Origin of the sequence: Burkholderia ambifaria AMMD (genome assembly GCF_000203915.1) — a bacterium.
GTDB lineage: Bacteria > Pseudomonadota > Gammaproteobacteria > Burkholderiales > Burkholderiaceae > Burkholderia > Burkholderia ambifaria.
In genome coordinates this window covers 83,586-104,368 of record NC_008390.1, presented here as the reverse complement: position 1 = coordinate 104,368, position 20,783 = coordinate 83,586, and the positions used below count along the sequence as shown (strand labels likewise).

Below are 20,783 nucleotides of genomic sequence, written 5' to 3'. Positions count from 1 at the left end.
ATTCTGTTGCGTGCCGGCGTGGCGCTCAGGCGGTCAAGGCAGCCTGCATCGATGCGAGGCGCGCGCGAACCGAGGTGTCGAGCACTTCGTCGCCGACCGTCACGCGCACGCCGCCGATCAGCGACGAATCGACTTCGACCGTCGGCTTCAGCTTGCGCTTGAACTTGCGTTCGAGGCCAGAGACGAGACTTTCGAGATCCGCGCCGTTCAGCGGGAACGCGCTCACGATCTCGGCGTCGGCTGCACCTTCACGTTCGTTCTTGAGCGCCTCGAACTGCTCGGCAATTTCCGGCAGCAGCGCGATACGATGATTGTCGACCAGCATCTGCACGAAGTTCTTCGCTTCCGCGCCGGCCGCGACCGGCGACTTCACCGCAGCAAGCAGCAGCTCGACCACTTGCGTGCGCGTCACCTTCGGGCTCGACGCGACCGACAGCACTTCCGGCAGACGCGCAACCTGGGCCAGCTCTTGCACGAGCGTGGACCAGGCGGCGATGTCACCTCCCTCGGCCACGCGGAACAGCGCTTCTGCGTAAGGGCGGGCGATGGTTGCAAGTTCGGCCATGATCAGAGCTCGGCTTTCAGTTGATTCAGCAGTTGGGCGTGGGCCGTTTGATCGACTTCGCGCTTCAGGATCTGCTCGGCGCCCTTCACGGCCAGCGAGGCGACTTCGCCACGCAGCGCTTCGCGCGCCTTCACGATTTGCTGTTCTGCTTCCGCTTTCGCCTGGGCGACGATGCGGGCGGCTTCAGCCTGGGCGTTGGCCTTGATTTCCTCGGCGACCGCCTGGGCACGCTTTTCAGCGTCGGCGATGCGCTGCTGGCCGTCGTTGCGGGCCTGCGCGAGTTCCTGGTCCACGCGCTTGTGCGCTGCGTCGAGTTCCGCCTTGCCCTTCTCCGCGGCGGCGAGGCCGTCGGCGATCTTCTTCGAACGTTCGTCGAGGGCGTTGATCAACGGCGGCCACACGAATTTCATCGTGAACCACGCGAGGACCAGGAACACGACCATTTGCGCAAACAGAGTTGCGTTGAGATTCACGGTGTTTCCTTATCTGCTATCCGGAAAAATGAAACGGTAAGGCGCTCATCGAGTTGCATTCGATCAGCGCCCCAAGTCTCCGTTCCGCCCTGCGCCGGCTTACGCCGGGCGCATATTTCCGAGGAACCTTAGCCTGCGAGCTTCGACAGGAGCGGGTTCGCGAACGCGAACAGCATTGCGACACCAACACCGATCAGGAATGCAGCGTCGATCAGGCCGGCCAGCAGGAACATCTTCGTTTGCAGCGGGTTGATGAGTTCCGGCTGACGTGCGCACGCTTCGATGTACTTGCCACCCATCAGCGCGATACCGATACAGGCGCCGATTGCACCCAGGCCGATGATGATGCCGATACCGATGGCGGTCAGACCCTGGATGTTGGCGATGTAAGCTTGCATGATCACTCCTTTGTGAAAAGACTTGGAACTGAGATTTAAAAAACTAAAACGAAGACTCTTTGTTGCACGCCGCGCTTAGTGCTTGTCGTGCGCCTGGCCGAGATACACCAGCGTCAGCATCATGAAAATGAATGCCTGCAACAGAACAATCAGGATGTGGAAGATTGCCCAGACGCTGCCCGCGATCACGTGACCAATGAAGCCGAGGAACGTTGCGTCGCCACCGAAGCTCCACATGCTGCCGAGCAGGGCGATCAACAGGAACAACAGCTCACCCGCGTACATGTTGCCGAACAGCCGCATGCCGAGCGAAACGGTCTTTGCGACGTATTCGACGATGTTGAGCGCGAGGTTGGGGATCCACAGCAGCGGGTGGCCGCCGAACGGGGCCGACAGCAGCTCATGCACAAAGCCGCCCGCGCCCTTGATCTTGATGCTGTAGTAGATCATCAGGACGAACACGCCGAGCGCGATGCCGAGCGTGCCGTTCAGGTCGGCCGTCGGGACGATGCGATGGTGGGAAATCACGTCCGACAGACCGAGCAGGCCGATCACGCGGCCCGGCAGGTCGACCGGGAGGAAGTCGAGCGAGTTCATCAGCGTGACCCACACGAACACCGTGAGGGCGAGCGGCGCGATGAACGTACGATTGCCGTGGACGATGGCCTTCGACTGGTCTTCGACCATTTCGACGAGCATCTCGATCGCGCACTGGAAACGGCCCGGCACGCCCGACGTCGCCTTGCGGGCGGCCAGACGCAGCACGAGGATCGTCACGATGCCGCACACGATCGACCAGAACAGCGTATCGAGATTCCAGACGTGGATATCGAAAATCGACGTCTGATGCGAGGTGGAGAAATTCTGCAAGTGGTGCGCAATGTACTCGGACGGATCCGGACGCGTGCCTTCGCTAGCTGCCATATCGTTAATGCCACCCAAATTGTCGAAAATCGTTTTGCCCCGTTCCGCAATACGCTATTGCGGGAACGGGCCGGTGCGGTTCGTTGTCGAAACCGCACGCTGCTTGTTTCTTACCGCCAGGCCAGTGCGATCCAGTACGTCTTCAGCACGACGAGGTACGTGACCAGGAACGGCACCCAGTGCACGCCGGCCCAGCCGAACGCCACTGCTGCGAACATCCCGATCGTCAGGCCGAGTTTCAGGGCTTCGCCCATCACCCAGCTCATGACGGTGGCCGTGCCACCTGCCTTCAGTCGTGCCACGAACAACGCGCTTGGCACCCAGCCGATCGCCCCGCCCAGAAACGCGGACTGCGCAGCGGCGCCCGGCGACTTTGAAAACAGCCACCACGCCAGCGTTGCAACCAGGGACAAGACCACCTGCGCGGCCACCACCTTGGAGGGGGTCACGCGCGACGGCTTGCTCACGTTCGGACCGAACAGCCTCTCGGCTTCCGTCCGCGTGAGCGGAACGATGTTGTTATCTTGCTGCTCGGCATCCCAGTCGTCGGCATCGGACTCGCGCCGTTCGCCGGCCGCTGAAGCGCTGCGTTGCGCTCGGTGATCATCGTGCCTGTCGTTCGGCGCCTGACCCGCCATCGCAATTTTCCGCAAAATCCTTGAACCCGGCCCCAGACTTTCCGAAAGCTTTCAGGGGTGCCTAGCTAACAAATCCGGGCGATTGTAAGCGATAGTTGCAAGTGATTCAAGGCTTTAGACGCGACAAAAACCTGTGCAAAACGACGCCTCATCATATGAAAAACGCGCGAATCGACGACGTACGATGACAGTTGTAAGGTCGCCTTCCCGCACCGGTATTTCTTGCCCGAAAAAGTACGGCGACGAGGAAATGAAGCGGCATCGATGCCTGGCACGGGCGTCATCGACGCGACGCGATCGCAGCAGGAATGCTGCTGTGACGCGACCGTGGAAAACGACCGGGCGCAACGATGTGGAACAAAGGAACTAGTGTGATCACCGCGGTGGGCGCGACACGCGAAATGCGCTCGGCCGCGAGCGGGCCGAGGCTCGCAATCAGTTGTTGTGCCGCCACAGAATATCGACTGTGAATCGCCGCACTTATCAACAGCCCGGGTTCGCCACGGCCGGGAACGCCGTGCGCCCTCTCCGTCACGCTTGCAGCACGTCTGCACCGCAGGCGGCCGCGCCGCTCAACCGTGAACGAGCAACCACGCGCCCAGTGCCGCGCTCACGATCGCGAACGGAATCGACACCAGGTGAAACGGCAGCCACATGCGCGGCTCCTTCGCGAGACGCACCGCGATCAGGTTCGCGAGCGAACTGATCGCGAAGCCGAAGCCGCCGACCGATACGCCGAACGCGAGCGCGCGCCAGTCGTGCGTGAATTCCGACAGCAGGATGGCCGCCGGCACGTTGCTGATTCCCTGTGACAGCACCACACCTGCCCCGAACACACGCAGTGGCGAATCGAGATGGGTCCGCGCGATCGCGTCGTGCACGACGGGCAGCGCAGCCGCGCTGCGCAGCACGACGAACATCAGCACGAAGATCAGCAGCAGCAGCCAGTCGATCTTCAGGACTGCGTCACGTTTTGCGACCAGCAGCGCGATCACGACGGCGAGCAGCGCCGGCACCGGATGATGCGCGTCGGCCAGCAGCACGAACGCACCGAACAGCACCGCCGCGAGCAGCGCGTGCATGCGCTGCACCGGAACGGCCTCGACGTCCCCCGACAGGTCGAGCGGTTTCGCGCGAAACGCGCACGCCGTCAGCACGAGCAGCAGCGCCATCAGCACCAGCGCGAGCGGCCCGAGCGTGACGACGAAACGGCCGAACGACATGCCGCTCAATTGCCACAGGAACAAGTTCTGGGGATTGCCGAGCGGCGTCGCGACCGACCCCGCGTTGACGGCCAGCGCGACCACGATCACGAGCCGCCGGAACGGCAGCGGCGTCAGCGCGCGCAGCGACACCATCAACGGCACGACGACGAACAGCGCGACGTCGTTGGTGAGCCACATCGCGAGTGCCGCCGCGAACACGACAAGCAGTATCGCGAGCCCGCGCTCCGAATGCACGTGATGGACGATGCGATGCGCGAGCCACATCAGGCATCCGGACAACTCGAGCGCCTTGGTCAGCATCAGCAGGCCCGCGAGCGTCGCGACGGTCTGCCAGTCGACGCGCCCGGCCAGCGTGGCGATTGGTTGCGGATGCAACCATTGCAGAATGATCAGTGCAAGCGCCAGTACCGACAGCACCGGCTCCTTCAACAGCCAGGCAAGCCAACGGCGTGGCGCCGCCGCGCCCGTGTTCTCTATCAATCGCGCCTCGTTATTCTTCGGTCGCGACGTTGCCGCGCAAGCGCACGAGGATGCCCTCGAGCGCATCGAGGTTGCCGAAATCGATCATCACCTGCCCTCGCCCGCGGCGGCCGAGCTTGATCTTCACCGTCGACGCGAGCAGGTCGGACAACTCCTCTTCGAGACGGCGCGTGTCGCGGCCGCCGTCATCCTTCGCGCGCGCCTTCACCGCAGGCGCTTCCTTCGTCGTGTGCGCGACCAGCTTCTCGGTCTCGCGCACCGACATGCGCTTGTTGACGACCTGGTGCGCGAGCGTGATCTGCGTCGCCGCGTCGACCGCGAGCAGCGCACGCGCGTGGCCCATGTCGAGATCGCCGGCCAGCAGCATCGTCTGCACCGGCGCAGCGAGGTTCAGCAGGCGCAGCAGGTTCGACACCGCGCTGCGCGAACGGCCGACCGATTCGGCCGCCTGTTCGTGCGTGAACCCGAACTCGTCGAGCAGGCGCTGGATACCGTGCGCCTCTTCCAGCGGGTTCAGGTCCTCGCGCTGGATGTTCTCGATCAGCGCCATCGCGGCAGCCGCCTGATCGGACACGTCCTTCACGAGCACCGGCACTTCGTCGAGACCGGCCAGGCGTGCCGCGCGGAAACGTCGCTCGCCGGCGATGATCTCGTATTTGTCAGACGAAATGGGCCGCACCAGGATCGGCTGCATCACGCCTTGCGCGCGGATGCTCGCCGCCAGTTCCTGCAGGCTGCCTTCGTCCATCCGGGTCCGCGGCTGGTACTTGCCCGCCTGCAGCTTGCCGAGCGCGAGCGTGTTCGGCGCCCCTTCGATCTTCACCGCTTCGGTGATGTCCGCACTGCCGCCGAGCAGCGCTTCGAGGCCACGTCCCAAGCCCTTCTTCTTTGGTACCGCGTTCATGTCTTTCTTCCTCGCTTCGCTCATGTCCGGATCACGACACCTCGAACGCGCGCACGCGGTCGATCATCTCGGCACCGAATTGGATATACGCCTGCGCACCGCGCGAGTTGCGGTCGAACACGACGCCCGGCAACCCGTAACTCGGCGCTTCCGCCAGGCGCACGTTGCGCGGGATCACCGCGTCGAACACCTTGTCGCCGAAGTGCGCTTTCAGTTGATCGGAGACTTGCTGCTGCAGCGTGATGCGCGGATCGAACATCACGCGCAGCAAGCCGATGATCTTCAGGTCGCGATTCATGTTCGCGTGAACCTGCTTGATCGTGTTGACGAGATCCGACAGCCCTTCCAGCGCGAAATACTCGCACTGCATCGGGATCACGACGCCATGTGCCGCGCACAGTCCGTTCAGCGTCAGCAGCGACAGCGTCGGCGGGCAATCGATCAGCACGAAGTCGTAGTCGTCGGCCACGTGCTCGAGCGCGGCCTTCAGCCGACGCTCGCGGTTGTCGATGCCGATCAGCTCGATCTCGGCACCCGACAGCTCGCGGTTGGCCGGCAGCACGTCGTACGTGACGCCCTCCGGACGCACGCGTGCGTCCATCACCGATACGCCGTCGATCAGCACTTCGTACACGGTCGACTCGCAGGCGGCCTTGTCGATCCCGCTGCCCATCGTCGCGTTGCCCTGCGGGTCGAGATCGATCAGCAGGACTCGTTGCTCCTGCGCTGCAAGGCTTGCGGCGAGATTGACCGATGTCGTCGTCTTGCCGACGCCCCCCTTCTGGTTCGCAACGCAGAAGATCTTTGCCATCGTTGGTGTGTTCCCTTTACCTTCAAACAAACGGCGCGCTAACGCGCGCCTTCAATTCGCCTCGTCGACGATCACCTCGATCAGGTGCCGTTCGGCATCGAGCATCGGTACTGCAAGCCGCATCGTCTGCTTTACGCGGCTGCCTTCCGGCAGTCGTGCAATTTCGTCGTCCGGGTGAACACCCTTCATTGCCCAGATCGATCCGCCGGGTGCGACGAGATGACGAGCAAGTTTAACGAAGTCGGATAGATCCGCGAAGGCGCGGGACACGATCATGTCGAATTTTTCCGGCACGTCGACACCCGGCTGCAGCAATTCGACCCGCCCCGTGACGACCGACAGGTTCGCGAGCTTCAGCTCCGCGCGCATTTGCGTCTGGAATGCAGACTTTTTCTGCACGATATCGTTCAACGTCACCTGCCAGTCCGGCCGGACGATCGCCAGCACGATGCCGGGCAGGCCGCCGCCCGAACCCACGTCGAGCACGCGCGCCGATGCACGGTCGCGCAGATGCGGAACGATGGAGAGCGAATCGAGAATGTGCTGGATCAGCATCTGCTTCGGGTCGCGGATCGCAGTCAGGTTGTAGACCGCGTTCCACTTGCCGAGCAGCGCGACATAGTCGAGCAGCTGGTTGCGTTGTGCATCCGTCAATGCGATGTCGAGCGCGGCCGTGCCGTCGACGAGCATCTGTTCAAGTACGTCCCGATTAACCGCCGGCGCGCGACGCGCCGTCATTGTTGCGTCGGGACGGTGCCATCCCCCTGCTCCGTCGCCTCTGCGGCGGTGCCGTTACGACGGCCAAGGCCACGGCGTTTCAGATGCACCATCAGCAATGAGATCGCAGCCGGCGTGACGCCCGAGATCCGCGAGGCCTGGCCGATCGTTTCCGGCCGGAACTCGTTGAGCTTCTGGCTCACTTCGAACGACAGGCCGCGAACCTCGCGGTAGTCGATGCCATCCGGCAAGCGCGTGTTCTCGTTCGCATCGTTGCGCTCGATCTCGCTCGCCTGCCGCTCGATATAGCCCTGATACTTGATGCCAATCTCGACCTGCTCCTTGATCTGCTCGAGCAGCACCGGATCGTCGGCCAGCGGTTCGGTAGGCGCGCATTCGCCACCCTTCAGGCTGCACACGCCGTCGTAGCTGATGCCCGGGCGGCGCAGCAGCTCGGCGAGGCTATATTCGTGATCGATCGCCTTCCCGAGCAAAGCCGTCGCCTCTTCCGGCGGCAGCGTCTTCGGCGTGACCCACGTCGACTTCAGGCGTTCGGTTTCACGTGAAACAGCGTCGCGCTTCCGGCTGAATGCATCCCAGCGTGCGTCGTCGACGAGCCCCAGTTCGCGGCCGATCTCGGTCAAACGCATGTCCGCGTTGTCTTCACGCAGGCTCAAGCGGTATTCCGCACGGCTCGTGAACATCCGGTACGGCTCGGCCACGCCGCGCGTAACGAGGTCGTCGACCAGCACGCCCAGGTACGCCTGATCGCGACGCGGGCACCATGCGTCCTTCTCCTGCACGTAGCGGCCTGCGTTCAAGCCGGCCAGCAGGCCTTGTGCGGCCGCTTCTTCGTAGCCGGTCGTGCCGTTGATCTGGCCCGCAAAGAACAGCCCGTTGATCGCCTTCGTTTCGAGCGACGCCTTCAGCGCGCGCGGGTCGAAGTAGTCGTACTCGATCGCGTAGCCGGGCCGCAGGATGTGCGCGTTCTCGAGGCCGCGCATCGAGTGCACGAGCTCGAGCTGCACATCGAACGGCAGGCTCGTCGAAATTCCGTTCGGGTAGAACTCGTTGGTCGTCAGCCCTTCCGGCTCCAGGAAGATCTGGTGCGATTCCTTCGACGCGAACCGGTGAATCTTGTCCTCGATCGACGGGCAGTAGCGCGGGCCGACGCCTTCGATCACGCCTGTATACATAGGCGAACGGTCGAGGCCGCCGCGAATGATGTCGTGCGTGCGCTCGTTCGTATGCGTGACCCAGCACGGCAGCTGCTGCGGATGCTGTTCCGCGCGGCCCAGGAACGAGAACACGGGAATCGGATCAAGGTCGCCCGGCTGCTCGTCCAGCTTCGAAAAGTCGATCGAGCGGCCATCGATACGCGGCGGCGTACCGGTCTTCAGGCGGCCCTGCGGCAGCTTCAGCTCCTTCAGGCGCGCCGACAACGACACGGCCGCCGGATCGCCCGCGCGACCGCCCGTATAGTTGTTCAGACCGACGTGGATCTTGCCGTCGAGGAACGTACCTGCTGTCAGCACTACCGCCCGCGCGCGGAAGCGGATGCCGATCTGCGTGACGGCGCCGACCACGCGGTCGCCTTCCACCATCAGATCGTCCACGGCCTGCTGGAACAGCCACAGGTTCGGCTGATTCTCGAGCCGATGGCGGATCGCAGCCTTGTACAGGATACGGTCGGCCTGTGCGCGCGTCGCCCGCACGGCCGGGCCCTTCGACGAATTGAGGATCCGAAACTGAATACCGCTCTCGTCCGTCGCGGCAGCCATCGCGCCGCCGAGCGCATCGACTTCCTTGACCAGATGGCCCTTGCCAATGCCGCCGATCGACGGATTGCAGCTCATCTGCCCGAGCGTTTCGATGTTATGGGTCAGCAGCAGCGTCTTCGCGCCCATACGGGCCGAGGCCAACGCGGCTTCCGTGCCGGCGTGCCCGCCACCGACAACGATGACGTCAAATTCTGTGGGAAAAAGCATGGTGGATTCCGCACACAGGACTGTGCACGAACCTATCTGAGAAATGTATGGGGCGAATTATAGCGGGTTCGCTTTTCACCCGAAGGCCATCCGAATGGTAGGGCCGGTTCATTTCGGCGTTTTTTTGGCCGATCGGCCGAGCTGTGCCGGCCCAGCCTGCTACGGCAATGTGCGCCCGCGGCCTCGACGCACATCGCCAAGCTGTGCAAAACAGGCGTCGACATCCCTCCGAGGTCACAGTATTTCCGATCGATCGCCCGGTACTTATCCCCTGTGCCGTTCGTCTCGCGGCAATAGCGGGCTGTCGTGCACACAAGCACACAATGCTCGTTATCCTGTGCAGCCCGGCACGATAGGCACCCCGCCCCCATCACAGCGCTTCGGCTGGATGCTCCGGCACTTATCCCCAAACCCGATTCGTCGGAGCATGGCCCTGCTCCCAAAAACAAAAACGGCGTGTTTCACGTGAAACACGCCGCCCGTTTCCCGCCACCCGCCCTAACCATCAAGCCATCTTCTTCGCCAGCCCGAGGTACGTTTCGATCACGCGCGGATTCTGTGCCAGTTCGGCCGCCGGCCCCTCCAGCGCCAGCTCCCCCGTCTCCAGTACATAACCGTAGTCCGAGATCTGCAGCGCCGCCCGCGCGTTCTGCTCGATCAGCAGCGTCGCGACACCTGTGCCGCGCAACGCGCTGATGATATGAAAAATCTCCTTCACGATCAGCGGCGCCAGCCCGAGGCTCGGCTCATCGAGCATCAGCAGGTCGGGTTTGCCCATCAGCGCGCGGCCCACCGCAAGCATCTGCCGCTCACCGCCCGACAGCGTACCGGCCGCCTGCTTGCGCCGCTCCTTGAGCCGCGGAAACAGCGCAAACACATGATCGAGCTGGTCGAGGAAGTTCGACTCGCCCGCGAGCTTGCGGCGATACGCGCCCAGCACGAGGTTGTCCTCGACCGTCATCGTACTGAACAGCTCGCGCTTTTCCGGCACGAGGCACATCCCGCGCGCGACGCGCTGCTCGACCGGCAGCGCGCCCACGTCGTGGCCGCGGTACATGACCGCGCCCGACGCATGCCCGGTCACGGGCAACGCGCCCATGATCGCGTTCAGCATCGTCGACTTGCCGGCACCGTTCGGGCCGATCACGCTGACGATCTGCCCGGCGCCCACCTTGATCGCCGCACCGTGCAGCGCCTCGACTTTCCCGTACCGGACCGCCAGTCCGCGCACCTCGAGAATCGGCATCGTCGTGTCCGCCGTCATCACTCCACCCCGCCCAGATACGCTTCGAGCACCGCCGGATCCTGCTGCACGTCCTGCGGCAGCCCTTCCGCGATCCGCGTGCCGAATTCCATCACCACCAGCCGGTCGGTGAGATTCATCACGAAATCCATGTCATGTTCCACGAGCAACACGCTCATCCCTTCGGCCTTCAGCCGCCGCAACAGATCGGCGAGTTGCTGCTTCTCCTGGTAGCGCAGCCCGGCGGCCGGCTCGTCGAGCAGCAGCAGCATCGGGTCGCAGCACAGCGCGCGGGCGATTTCGAGAATCCGCTGCTGGCCGAGCGCGAGGCTGCCGGCTTCGTCGTACATGTGCTTTTCGAGGCCGACGCGGCGGATCTGCCGTGCCGCTTCAGCCAGCAGTTGCGCCTCCTCGTGCGCGTTGAGCCGCGCGATGCTGCGCCATACGCCCGTATGGCCGCGCAGATGCGCGCCGATCGCGACATTCTCGAGCACCGTCATCGTCGGCAGCAGCTTCACGTGCTGGAACGTACGGCCGATTCCGCGCCGGACGATCTGCCGCGACGTGAGCCCGTCGATCCGCTCACCACGGAACGTGATCGTGCCGCCGGTCGGCTGCAGCACGCCGGTCACGAGGTTGAACGTGGTCGACTTGCCGGCACCATTCGGGCCGATCAGGCCGATGATCTGCCCCGCCTTCACGTCGAAACTCACGTCGTTGACGGCCACCAGCCCGCCGAACTGCTTGCGCGCGTTGTCGACGACGAGCAGCGGCTCGCCGGCCACAGGTTTCGCGCGCTGCGGCAGCGGATCGGCCTGGTCGGGCACATGGGCGCGCGGCCCGCGCGGAAACAGCTTCGCGACGAACGGCCACACGCCCTGGCGCGCGTACTGCAGCAGCAGCACCATCAGCACGCCGAACACGATGATCTCGAAGTTGCCTTCCGAGCCGAGCAGCTTCGGCAGCAGCGTCTGCAGGTAGTCCTGCAGCACGGTGAGGATCGCCGCACCGAGCACCGCGCCCCACACGTGCGACACGCCGCCGACCACGGCCATGAACAGGAATTCGATCCCGTGGTTCAGCCCGAACGGGGTCGGGTTCACCGCGCGCTGCAGGTGCGCGTACAGGAAGCCCGATACCGCGGCGAGCACGGCCGCGTAGACGAAGATCACGACGCGCATCCATGCGGTGTTCACGCCCATCGCCTCGGCCATCACACCGCCGCCGCGCAGCGCGCGGATCGCGCGGCCGGGGCGGCTGTTGAGCAGGTTCTGCACCGACACGATCGCCGCCAGCACGACGGCCCAGATCAGGAAGTACAGGCTGCGGCCGCTGCCGAGCTCGATGCCGAACAGGTTCAGCGCCGGAATCCCGTTGATCCCGTCGTACTTGCCGAGCAGCTCGAGGTTGCCGAACAGATAGAAGAGCGCGAGGCCCCATGCGATCGTGCCGAGCGGCAGAAAGTGCCCGGACAGCCGCATCGTGACCGCACCCAGCACCAGCGCGACGAGCGCCGTCAGCACGACGCCGACGATCAGCGCGAGCCACGGCGACACGCCGTATCGCGTCGTCAGGAACGCCGTCGCATACGCGCCGATGCCGACGAACGCGGCCTGCCCGAAACTCGTCATCCCGCCGACACCCGTCAGCAGCACGAGCCCGATCGCGACGATCGCGTAGAGGCCGATGTAGTTCAGCAGCGTGATCCAGTATTCGGGCACCTGCAGCGCGCCGGGCAGCACCGGCAGCGCGAACAGCACCACGAGAAACACCCAGAAGGTCTTGTTGCGTACCATCGTCTTCATCGCGTCACTCCTCTTCCTCTTCCGCATGCGGCGTCGCGAAACTGCGCCACAGCAGCACCGGGATGATCAGCGTGAACACGATCACTTCCTTGTACGCGCTCGCCCAGAACGACGAATACGATTCGAGCACGCCGACGAGCAGCGAGCCGGCGGCCGCGAGCGGATAGCTGACCAGCCCGCCGATGATCGCGCCGACGAAGCCCTTCAGGCCGATCAGGAAGCCGGAGTCGTAATAGATAGTGGTCAGCGGGCCGACGAGGATGCCGGACAGCACGCCAAGGCCCGCGGCCAGCGTGAACGCCAGCCGCCCTGCTTCGGTCGTGCCGATGCCCACGAGCCGCGCGCCGAGCCGGTTCACCGACGTCGCGCGCAGTGCCTTGCCGGCGATCGTGCGACCGAAGTACACGTAGAGCGCACCGATCAGCACCAGCGCGGTCACGACCACGAGAATGCTCTGCACCGACACCGTCATGCTGCCGACCGCCAGCGACGCGTCCGCGAATCCGTTGGTACGCGAACCTTCCGCGCCGAACATCACGAGCCCGAGGCCGACCATCGCGAAATGGACGGCGACCGACACGATCAGCAGCAGCAGCGTCGTGCCTTCGGCGATCGGCTGATAGACGAGCCGGTAGACGAACGGCCCCATCGGCACGACGATCGCGAGCGTCAGTGCGATCTGCGCGAGCATCGGCAGCGGCTGCGCGGCAAAGCTGCGCGTGAGCGCGAACACCGCAAGCGGCAGCAGCACGTAGCGGCTCGCCAGCGTCGCGAGCGCGCGGCCGAGCTGATGGCGGCGTTCGCGATGGCGCACCAAGCCGCCGACTTCCAGCATGAAGCACGCGATGCCCATCACGAACAACAGCCAGCAGGTCGCGGGAAATTTCTGCGCCTGCAACGCCGCAAGCGTGAGCGCGCCGTAGGCGACGAATTCGCCCTGGGGAATGAAGATCACCCGCGTGACGGAAAACACCAGCACGAGCGCCAGCGACAGCAATGCATAAATGGCGCCGGTCGTGATGCCGTCTTGCGCGAGGATCGCCGCAATCGAGAAATCCATACGTTTCGTGTATCGAGAATGCTGCGGAGAAACGGCGACGGGAGCGGCCCGCGCACGCCGACGGCACGACCGGAAGGTCAAGCGTCGTGCGGCGGCTTCCCGGACACTCCATGCGGCGCGAGCGCGGGCCGCCAGGCCCGCCGCGCTGCCGACGGCGCGCACGGCGCCGTTCGCGCCGCGCCCGCCGGTTTCACGTGATGCTTACTCGGCCTGCAGCTTCCACTTGCCGTCGACGATCTGCACCATCACGCGCGCACGCGTGTCCAAGCCGTTGTGGTCGGTCGACGTCATGTTGATCACGCCGTGCGACACGGGCAGGTCCTTCACGCTCTCGAGCGACGCGCGCAGCGCCTCGCGGAACGCCTCGGTGCCCGGCTGGCCCTTCTTCAGCGCGTCGGGAATCGCGCGCTGCAGCAGCAGCCCCGCATCCCACGCATGCCCGCCGAAGGTCGACAGCGAGCCCGCGCCGTATGCCTTCTCGTACGCAGCCTTGTAGCCGAGTGCCGGCTTCTTCACCGGATTCGAATCGGGCAGCTGGTCGGTCACGAGCACCGGGCCGGCCGGCAGGATCTCGCCTTCGCAATCCTTGCCGCACACGCGCAGGAAGTCGTTGTTCGCGACGCCGTGCGTCTGGTACACCTTGCCCTTGTAGCCGCGCTCCTTGAGCGTCTTGGCCGGCAGCGCGGCCGGCGTGCCGGAACCGGCGATCAGCACCGCGTCGGGATTCGAGCCCAGCAGCTTCAGCACCTGCCCCATCACCGACGCGTCGGTGCGGTTGTAGCGCTCGTTCGACACGACCTTCAACCCGTTCTTCGCCGCGGCCGCGTTGAACGTGTTGTACCAGCTGTCGCCGTACGCGTCGGCGAAGCCGATGAAGCCGATCGTCTTCACGCCGTGCTTCGCCATGTAGCCGGCGATCGCATCGGCCATCAGCTGGTCGTTCTGCGGCACCTTGAACATCCACGCGCGCTTCGCGTCCATCGGCGCGATGATCTGCGCGCTCGCCGCGAGCGAGATCGTCGGTGTCTTGCCCTGCGACACCGGATCGAGCATCGCGAGCGAATTCGGCGTGACGGACGAACCGATGATCGCGTCGACGTGATCCTCGTCGATCAGCTTGCGCACGTTCTGCACCGCGCGGCTCGTGTCGGACGCATCGTCGAGGACGATGTACTGGACGCTCTTGCCCGCGATTTCCTTCGGCAGCAGCGCGATCGTGTTCTTTTCCGGAATCCCGAGCGATGCGGCCGGCCCGGTGGCCGACAGCGTCACGCCGATCTTCACCTGTGCCGACGCCGTGGCCGCCGCACACACGAGGCCCGCGGCAAGCAGAGCCTCCATCCATCGATTCATCTTCATTTATGTCGTCTCCAAACGCTGCTCGAAAAATCCACGGGTCGCTCGGGCGGCTCCCGGTCCTCAAAACAAGTTAATAATTTAACTATCTCGCCATGCCGCGCCTACGCTCGTTTTCCCGTGAAACGCGCGCGCGCCCGCCGCGCATTCCGAAGCGGTCGTTCGACCGTCACGATGCGCGGCAGCAATGTCGTCAGGATGAAGCAAGCGCGGAAAGGCGGCTTGGCGGGAAAGGCGATCGATGCGCACGCAACGATCGTCGGCAGATCGACCGGCCAAAGCGGATTCGGCCACGCGCGCGGGCGGCGCAAGATCGGAAGCGCGGCAGTTCATGTGGATGCGAACGCAACGACCGGAGAAAGAACCGTGCCGGCCAATCGCGCCGGAGCGCGCATACCGGCCGCAGAACGGCTCGCGAAAGCACGGGCATACCCATGCGCTACCCACCCCGTACGAGCGGCGCCAGCCGCCCGCCGTGCCCCGATCCATCGTCCTGCGCTTCTCATCCAACCGTACTCCCTCTTCTGCATTTTGCTTGTAGGAGAACTGCCGACCGATTTTCCCGACCGCGCGGTCGGCGAAAGCTGAGTGTAACGGACGCTTTTTGCGCACGCCAACCGGGTAAGCCCGGACGGCATGCACGCGGCTGCGCGCCAGTGGCGATCGACCGGCAGGCACGACGAAAACGGGAGGACGGGGTGAAACTGAAACGCGGGCAGTGCGAAGCCGAATACGGGCGCGCGGAACGCGGCGCCGCTTCCCTGCACCATCGAGGGAAATTCGCGCACACAAATGAAAAAGCGCTGTTGGATTCCGTCCAACAGCGCTTTGGGGTCCGGGCACTTTGTGCCTCGATTGTCTCCTCGTTCTCCACCTGCAAATTCGTTTCGCGGTGCATCAGAACTGAACGAAGATTAAAGGACCTTTCATGCCGGGACAACTTAGCATTTACCCCTATGGTGCATCGCCGCACGAAAATGGGGCACCAGCGCTGCCGCGCGGGGCCGGCCGGCGGCCGCCGAAACGCCCTTCCCGGCCGTGCCGGATGGTGCTTCGCATCAACCTCGCCCCTCCGCGCTGCACCACCCCCGCCGCACCGGCGCGATGCATTCAGGACGGCCTGAGCGTCTTGACCCGCGCGACCATCTCGCCGACGATCCCGCGCCGGAATGCCAGCACGCACGCGATGAAGATCAGCCCCGTGACGATCGTCGTCGACTCGCCGAGCGAGTGGAACCAGCCGATCCCGGTGACCGAGGCGAGCCATTCGCCGATGTCGCCGAGCCGGTCCTCCAGCGCGACGATCAGCGCCGCGCCGAGCAACGGCCCGAACAGCGTGCCCATCCCGCCGACGAGCGTCATCAGCACGACGAGGCCCGACATCGTCCAGTGCGCGTCGGACAGCGTCTCGAAGCCGAGCACCAGCACCTTCAGCGAACCGGCCAGCCCCGCGAGCCCGGCCGACAGGATGAACGCGAGCAGCTTGAAGCGATCGGTGTCGTAGCCGAGCGAGATCGCACGCGCCTCGTTCTCCTTGATCGCGACGAGCACCTGGCCGAACGGCGAGTGCACGATTCGCACGATGAACGCGCACGCGGCCACGATCACCGCGAGCACGACGTAGTAGAGCGCGACGTCGTTCGACAGGTCGACGAGCCCGAACAGGTGGCCGCGCGGCACGCCCTGCAGGCCGTCCTCGCCGCGCGTGAACGGCGCCTGCAGGTAGATGAAGTAGACCATCTGCGCGAACGCGAGCGTGATCATCGCGAAGTAGATGCCCTGTCGCCGGATCGCGAACAGCCCGACGACGAGCCCGAGCAGCGTCGCGGCGAACGTGCCGACGAGCACGCCGAGCTCCGGCGTGAAGCCGAGCGTCTGGATCGTATAACCGGTGCCGTAGCCGGCGGTCGCGAGGAACATCGCATGGCCGAACGACAGCAGCCCCGTATAGCCGATCAGCAGGTTGAACGCGGCCGCGAACAGCGCGAACGTGAGCACCTTCATCACGAAGACCGGATACGCGCCGATGAACGGCGCGGCGAGCAGTGCGGCGAGCAGCACGCCGTAGAGCACTTTTCTCTGCATCATTTTTCCTTGCCGAACAGGCCCGCCGGGCGGATCAGCAGCACGATCGCCATGATCACGAACACGACCGTGGCCGACGCTTCCGGATAGAACACGCGCGTGAAGCCCTCGATCACGCCGAGCATCAGCCCCGTGATGATCGAGCCGAGAATCGAGCCCATCCCGCCGATCACGACCACCGCGAACACGGTGATGATCATCGGCTGGCCCATCAGCGGCGACACCTGGATCACCGGCGCGGCAAGCACGCCGGCAAACGCCGCGAGCGCGACGCCGAAGCCGTAGGTGAGCGTGATCATCATCGGCACGTTCACGCCGAACGCCTCGACGAGCTTCGGGTTCTCGGTACCGGCACGCAGATAGGCGCCCAGGCGCGTCTTCTCGATCACGAACCAGGTCGCGAGACACACCGCAAGCGACGCGACGACCACCCACGCGCGGTAGTTCGGCAGGAACATGAAGCCGAGATTGGTCGCGCCGGACAGCTGCGACGGCACGTCGTACGGCTGGCCGGACGAGCCGTAGACCGAGCGGAACACGCCTTCGACGACGAGCGTGAGGCCGAACGTGAGCAACAGCCCGTACAGGTGATCGAGCTTGTACAGCCATCGCAGCATCGAACGCTCGACCAGGATCCCGAACGCGCCGACGAGCAGCGGCGCGAGCGCGAGCATCGCCCAGTACGGCAACCCGAGGTACGACAGCCCCATCCATGCGAGCATCGCGCCCAGCATGAACAGCGCGCCGTGCGCGAAGTTGATCACGTTGAGCAGCCCGAAGATCACCGCGAGCCCGAGGCTCAGGATCGCGTAGAACGAGCCGTTGACGAGCCCGAGCAGCAACTGGCTCAGCATCGCCGGCAACGGAATGCCAAAGATTTCCATCGACTTAGCCGTCAGTATGAGTTTCGTTGCGTGCGCAACCTTCAAGCGGCGGCGCACGCGGGCGGCGCAGCGAGCACATCGCCGCGGCCCCCGCGCGCCGCTACACCGCTACGTCGCGCTTACTTCCACAGCGCGCAGCGCGATTCCTTCTTGGTGCCGAACGCCTGGTCGCCCGGAATCGTCGCGAGCACCTTGTAGTAGTCCCACGGCTCCTTCGACTCCGACGGCTTCTTCACTTCCATCAGGTACATGTCGTGAATCATGCTGCCGTCCTGACGGATCGTGCCCTTCGCGTAGAAGTCGCTGATCTTCATCTTCTTCAGCTCGGCCATCACCTTGTCGGAGTCGGTCGTGCCGGCGGCCTGCACGGCCTTCAGGTAGGTCGTCACCGACGAGTAGTCGGCCGCCTGCAGGCTCGACGGCATCTTCTTCATCTTGCCGAAGTAGCGCTGCGCCCACTGGCGCGATGCCGCATCGCGGTTCCAGTACCAGCTGTCGGTCAGCACGAGGCCCTGCGTCGTTTCGAGGCCGAGGCTGTGCACGTCGTTGATGAACATCAGCAGCCCGGCGAGCTTCATCGTCTTCGTGATGCCGAATTCCTTCGCGGCCTTGATCGAGTTGATCGTGTCGCCGCCCGCGTTCGCGAGGCCCAGGATCTGCGCCTTCGACGATTGCGCCTGCAGCAGGAACGACGAGAAATCCGACGCCGACAGCGGGTGGCGCACCGTGCCGAGCACCTGGCCGCCATTCGCCTTCACGACGTCGGACGTGTTCTTCTCGAGCGCCTTGCCGAACGCGTAGTCGGCGGTCAGGAAGAACCACGTCTTGCCGCCCTGCTTCACCACCGCCGAGCCGGTGCCTTTCGCGAGCGCCATCGTGTCGTACGCATAGTGCACCGTGTACGGCGTGCACTCCTCGTTCGTCAGCGTGTCCGCGCCCGCACCGATGTTGATGTAGACCTTCTTCTTCTCCGCGGCGAGCTTGGCCATCGCCAGCGCCGTTCCCGAATTCGTGCCGCCGACGAGCAGGTCGAGCCCGCCGCGGTCGATCCATTCGCGCGCCTTCGACGCGGCAATGTCGGCCTTGTTCTGGTGATCCGCGTACACGACCTCGATCGGCTTGCCGAGCACCTTGCCGCCGAAGTCGGCGACCGCCATGCGGATCGCCTCGAGGCCGCCCTGACCGTCAATGTCCGCATACAGCCCCGACATGTCGGTGACGAAACCGATCTTCACGGTATCCGCGGCATGCGCGGCGCCGGCGGTGAACGCGGCGGTCGCGAGCGCGAGACAGGCCTGCGCGAGGGTCTTCATTTTCATTGACGTCTCCTGTTGTTCTGATGCGTTGTGGTTATTCGAGGGCCGCCACGGCTAGCGGCAAGGGAAACGGGGCGGCGTCACACCCCGAGCAGGTCGTGAAGGATCGGCATCTTGCCTTCCAGTTCGGATGCACGGAAATGCTCGACGATGCGGCCATGCTCCATCACGTAGAAGCGATCGGCGAGCGGCGCGGCAAAACGGAAATTCTGTTCGACCATCACGACCGTGTAGCCGCGCGCCTTCAGCGCGATGATCATGCGCGCGAGCGCCTGCACGATCACCGGCGCGAGGCCTTCGGAGATTTCGTCGAGCAGCAGCAGGTTCGCGCCGGTGCGCAGGATCCGCGCCACCGCGAGCATCTGCTGCTCGCCGCCGGACAGCCGCGTGCCCTGGCTCTGCCGGCGCGACGCGAGATTCGGGAACATCGCGTAGATCTCGTCGAGCGGCATCGCATGCTCGCGCGGCCCGATCAGCGGCGGCAGCATCAGGTTCTCCTCGCATGACAGGCTCGAGAAGATCCCGCGCTCCTCCGGGCAATAGCCGACGCCGAAATGCGCGATGCGGTGCGTCGCGAGGCCGATCGTCTCGTTGCCCGCGACCTTGATCGAGCCGCTGCGGCGGCCGGTGAGGCCCATGATCGCGCGCAGCGTCGTGGTGCGGCCCGCGCCGTTGCGGCCGAGCAGCGTCACGACCTCGCCGCGATGAACGCTCAGGTCGACGCCGTGCAATATGTGGGATTCCCCGTACCAGGCCTCGAGGCCCGTGATCTCCAGCGCGGGCGTGCCGCTCTCGACGCCGCTCAATTCGCGTTCCTCCCGTTCGCTGCGCTTCATGCGTGCGCCCCCGCGAGCGCCGCGTCGGCGCTGCCCATGTAGGCTTCGATCACGAGCGGATTCTTCGACACCTCCGCATACGAGCCTTCGGCCAGCACCTCGCCGCGCTGCAGGACGGTGATCGTGTCGGAGATGCCGGCGATCACGTTCATGTTGTGCTCGACCATCAGGATCGTGCGGCCGCTCGCCACCTTCTTGATCAGCGCGGTCACGCGGTCCACATCTTCGTGGCCCATCCCTTGCGTGGGCTCGTCGAGCAGCATCAGTTCGGGTTCCATCGCGAGCGTCGTCGCGATCTCGAGCGCGCGCTTGCGGCCGTATGCGAGCTCGACGGTCGGCACATGCGCGAAATCGGTGAGGCCGACCTGCGTGAGCAGGTCCATCGCGCGATCGTCGAGCCGCTTCAGCGTGCGCTCGCTGCGCCAGAAATGGAATTCGGTGCCGAGCGAGCGCTGCAGGCCGATGCGCACGTTCTGCAGCGCGCTCAGGTGCGGGAATACCGCCGAGATCTGGAATGAACGGATGATGCCGCGGCGCGCGACCTGTGCCGGGCGCTCGTCGGTGATGTCGATGCCGTTGAAGACGATCTGACCGGCCGTCGGTGTCAGGAACTTGGTCAGCAGGTTGAAGCAGGTGGTCTTGCCTGCGCCGTTCGGTCCGATCAACGCATGGATCGCACCGCGGCGCACACGCAGGTTGACACCGTTCACGGCGGTGAAGCCCCTGAATTCCTTCGTCAGTCCGCGTGTTTCGAGAATCGTGTCGCCGAGAATCATGTTCCCTTCCGTACGAAGTCAGGCGAACCACCGGGAAGATTCGCGCAAGCGACCGCGAACAGGTCTGCGGATGAGCGGGCTGTCCCCGGACGCCGTATTACGCATCGAGGGTGGTCTCCCGCGCCGACGCGTCTGCACATTGCGCCACATTGTCGCCCCGTTGGTGCAGTGCAATCATCGGGATTTGCACTTATAGGGCTGGCAGCCATATCCGATGCGGCGCTTCGCGAATTTGCGACGTGTTTTTTGACACGCGCATCAATCGGTACGCGCATGCGCATCGCGCGTGCCTGCGCGA

At 64.8% G+C, this 20,783-nt stretch carries 19 protein-coding genes; all 19 read right to left on the bottom strand.

The genetic code is table 11. The features are described from left to right. Positions 1-25: 25 nt before the first annotated feature. Complete coding sequence (locus BAMB_RS00470; RefSeq protein WP_006756468.1) at positions 26-565, bottom strand: F0F1 ATP synthase subunit delta; 540 nt, start codon at positions 563-565, stop codon at positions 26-28. 2 nt (positions 566-567) lie between these two features. Next, entirely contained in the window at positions 568-1,038 is a 471-nt protein-coding gene (locus BAMB_RS00465) for a F0F1 ATP synthase subunit B (RefSeq protein ID WP_006751767.1), read from the bottom strand. A gap of 128 nt (positions 1,039-1,166) precedes the next feature. Continuing rightward, positions 1,167-1,436, bottom strand: coding sequence for a F0F1 ATP synthase subunit C (gene atpE / locus BAMB_RS00460; RefSeq protein WP_006482730.1), 270 nt, complete (start codon positions 1,434-1,436; stop codon positions 1,167-1,169). A gap of 75 nt (positions 1,437-1,511) precedes the next feature. Continuing rightward, a complete protein-coding gene (atpB, locus tag BAMB_RS00455; RefSeq protein WP_011655618.1) occupies positions 1,512-2,360 on the bottom strand; it encodes a F0F1 ATP synthase subunit A in 849 nt (282 codons plus the stop codon). A gap of 110 nt (positions 2,361-2,470) precedes the next feature. After that, positions 2,471-2,998 (bottom strand): ATP synthase subunit I, encoded by a 528-nt coding sequence (locus BAMB_RS00450; protein WP_041491060.1) that lies wholly within the window; start codon positions 2,996-2,998, stop codon positions 2,471-2,473. 572 nt (positions 2,999-3,570) lie between these two features. After that, positions 3,571-4,701, bottom strand: a complete 1,131-nt coding sequence (locus BAMB_RS00445; RefSeq protein WP_175783438.1) for an SLC13 family permease — start codon at positions 4,699-4,701, stop codon at positions 3,571-3,573. A 13-nt stretch (positions 4,702-4,714) separates the two neighbouring features. Next, complete coding sequence (locus BAMB_RS00440; protein WP_006756473.1) at positions 4,715-5,608, bottom strand: ParB/RepB/Spo0J family partition protein; 894 nt, start codon at positions 5,606-5,608, stop codon at positions 4,715-4,717. 31 nt (positions 5,609-5,639) lie between these two features. Beyond that, a complete protein-coding gene (locus tag BAMB_RS00435; protein WP_011655613.1) occupies positions 5,640-6,419 on the bottom strand; it encodes a ParA family protein in 780 nt (259 codons plus the stop codon). 51 nt (positions 6,420-6,470) lie between these two features. After that, the gene (rsmG, locus tag BAMB_RS00430; RefSeq protein ID WP_011655612.1) at positions 6,471-7,157 is read right to left on the bottom strand and encodes a 16S rRNA (guanine(527)-N(7))-methyltransferase RsmG; all 687 of its coding nucleotides are present in this window, start codon (positions 7,155-7,157) and stop codon (positions 6,471-6,473) included. After that, entirely contained in the window at positions 7,154-9,124 is a 1,971-nt protein-coding gene (gene mnmG, locus BAMB_RS00425; RefSeq protein ID WP_011655611.1) for a tRNA uridine-5-carboxymethylaminomethyl(34) synthesis enzyme MnmG, read from the bottom strand. The genes rsmG and mnmG overlap by 4 nt, the downstream gene beginning before the upstream one ends. Before the next feature lie 505 nt (positions 9,125-9,629). Then, positions 9,630-10,388 (bottom strand): ABC transporter ATP-binding protein, encoded by a 759-nt coding sequence (locus tag BAMB_RS00420; protein ID WP_011655610.1) that lies wholly within the window; start codon positions 10,386-10,388, stop codon positions 9,630-9,632. Next, entirely contained in the window at positions 10,388-12,172 is a 1,785-nt protein-coding gene (locus tag BAMB_RS00415; RefSeq protein ID WP_011655609.1) for a branched-chain amino acid ABC transporter ATP-binding protein/permease, read from the bottom strand. Before BAMB_RS00415 ends, BAMB_RS00420 begins: the two co-directional genes overlap by 1 nt. A 4-nt stretch (positions 12,173-12,176) precedes the next feature. Further along, the gene (locus BAMB_RS00410; RefSeq protein WP_011655608.1) at positions 12,177-13,232 is read right to left on the bottom strand and encodes a branched-chain amino acid ABC transporter permease; all 1,056 of its coding nucleotides are present in this window, start codon (positions 13,230-13,232) and stop codon (positions 12,177-12,179) included. Between the two features lie 201 nt (positions 13,233-13,433). Continuing rightward, the gene (locus BAMB_RS00400) at positions 13,434-14,591 is read right to left on the bottom strand and encodes an ABC transporter substrate-binding protein (protein ID WP_011655607.1); all 1,158 of its coding nucleotides are present in this window, start codon (positions 14,589-14,591) and stop codon (positions 13,434-13,436) included. A 1,107-nt stretch (positions 14,592-15,698) separates the two neighbouring features. Beyond that, the gene (locus BAMB_RS00390; protein WP_011655605.1) at positions 15,699-16,673 is read right to left on the bottom strand and encodes a branched-chain amino acid ABC transporter permease; all 975 of its coding nucleotides are present in this window, start codon (positions 16,671-16,673) and stop codon (positions 15,699-15,701) included. Further along, entirely contained in the window at positions 16,673-17,557 is an 885-nt protein-coding gene (locus tag BAMB_RS00385; RefSeq protein WP_011655604.1) for a branched-chain amino acid ABC transporter permease, read from the bottom strand. The genes BAMB_RS00390 and BAMB_RS00385 overlap by 1 nt, the downstream gene beginning before the upstream one ends. A gap of 119 nt (positions 17,558-17,676) precedes the next feature. Continuing rightward, positions 17,677-18,876 (bottom strand): ABC transporter substrate-binding protein, encoded by a 1,200-nt coding sequence (locus tag BAMB_RS00380; protein WP_011655603.1) that lies wholly within the window; start codon positions 18,874-18,876, stop codon positions 17,677-17,679. Between the two features lie 77 nt (positions 18,877-18,953). Further along, a complete protein-coding gene (locus tag BAMB_RS00375) occupies positions 18,954-19,709 on the bottom strand; it encodes an ABC transporter ATP-binding protein (protein WP_011655602.1) in 756 nt (251 codons plus the stop codon). Continuing rightward, a complete protein-coding gene (locus BAMB_RS00370; protein WP_011655601.1) occupies positions 19,706-20,485 on the bottom strand; it encodes an ABC transporter ATP-binding protein in 780 nt (259 codons plus the stop codon). Before BAMB_RS00370 ends, BAMB_RS00375 begins: the two co-directional genes overlap by 4 nt. Positions 20,486-20,783 lie beyond the last annotated feature (298 nt).

What these genes read in the sequence shown, in the direction of transcription:
- BAMB_RS00470 (WP_006756468.1), bottom strand. Translation starts at nt 565, where the DNA reads ATGGCCGAACTTGCAACCATCGCCCGCCCTTACGCAGAAGCGCTGTTC.
- atpE (WP_006482730.1), bottom strand. Translation starts at nt 1,436, where the DNA reads ATGCAAGCTTACATCGCCAACATCCAGGGTCTGACCGCCATCGGTATC.
- atpB (WP_011655618.1), bottom strand. Translation starts at nt 2,360, where the DNA reads ATGGCAGCTAGCGAAGGCACGCGTCCGGATCCGTCCGAGTACATTGCG.
- BAMB_RS00450 (WP_041491060.1), bottom strand. Translation starts at nt 2,998, where the DNA reads ATGGCGGGTCAGGCGCCGAACGACAGGCACGATGATCACCGAGCGCAA.
- BAMB_RS00440 (WP_006756473.1), bottom strand. Translation starts at nt 5,608, where the DNA reads ATGAACGCGGTACCAAAGAAGAAGGGCTTGGGACGTGGCCTCGAAGCG.
- BAMB_RS00435 (WP_011655613.1), bottom strand. Translation starts at nt 6,419, where the DNA reads ATGGCAAAGATCTTCTGCGTTGCGAACCAGAAGGGGGGCGTCGGCAAG.
- rsmG (WP_011655612.1), bottom strand. Translation starts at nt 7,157, where the DNA reads ATGACGGCGCGTCGCGCGCCGGCGGTTAATCGGGACGTACTTGAACAG.
- mnmG (WP_011655611.1), bottom strand. Translation starts at nt 9,124, where the DNA reads ATGCTTTTTCCCACAGAATTTGACGTCATCGTTGTCGGTGGCGGGCAC.
- BAMB_RS00420 (WP_011655610.1), bottom strand. Translation starts at nt 10,388, where the DNA reads ATGACGGCGGACACGACGATGCCGATTCTCGAGGTGCGCGGACTGGCG.
- BAMB_RS00415 (WP_011655609.1), bottom strand. Translation starts at nt 12,172, where the DNA reads ATGAAGACGATGGTACGCAACAAGACCTTCTGGGTGTTTCTCGTGGTG.
- BAMB_RS00410 (WP_011655608.1), bottom strand. Translation starts at nt 13,232, where the DNA reads ATGGATTTCTCGATTGCGGCGATCCTCGCGCAAGACGGCATCACGACC.
- BAMB_RS00400 (WP_011655607.1), bottom strand. Translation starts at nt 14,591, where the DNA reads ATGAAGATGAATCGATGGATGGAGGCTCTGCTTGCCGCGGGCCTCGTG.
- BAMB_RS00390 (WP_011655605.1), bottom strand. Translation starts at nt 16,673, where the DNA reads ATGCAGAGAAAAGTGCTCTACGGCGTGCTGCTCGCCGCACTGCTCGCC.
- BAMB_RS00385 (WP_011655604.1), bottom strand. Translation starts at nt 17,557, where the DNA reads ATGGAAATCTTTGGCATTCCGTTGCCGGCGATGCTGAGCCAGTTGCTG.
- BAMB_RS00380 (WP_011655603.1), bottom strand. Translation starts at nt 18,876, where the DNA reads ATGAAAATGAAGACCCTCGCGCAGGCCTGTCTCGCGCTCGCGACCGCC.
- BAMB_RS00375 (WP_011655602.1), bottom strand. Translation starts at nt 19,709, where the DNA reads ATGAAGCGCAGCGAACGGGAGGAACGCGAATTGAGCGGCGTCGAGAGC.
- BAMB_RS00370 (WP_011655601.1), bottom strand. Translation starts at nt 20,485, where the DNA reads ATGATTCTCGGCGACACGATTCTCGAAACACGCGGACTGACGAAGGAA.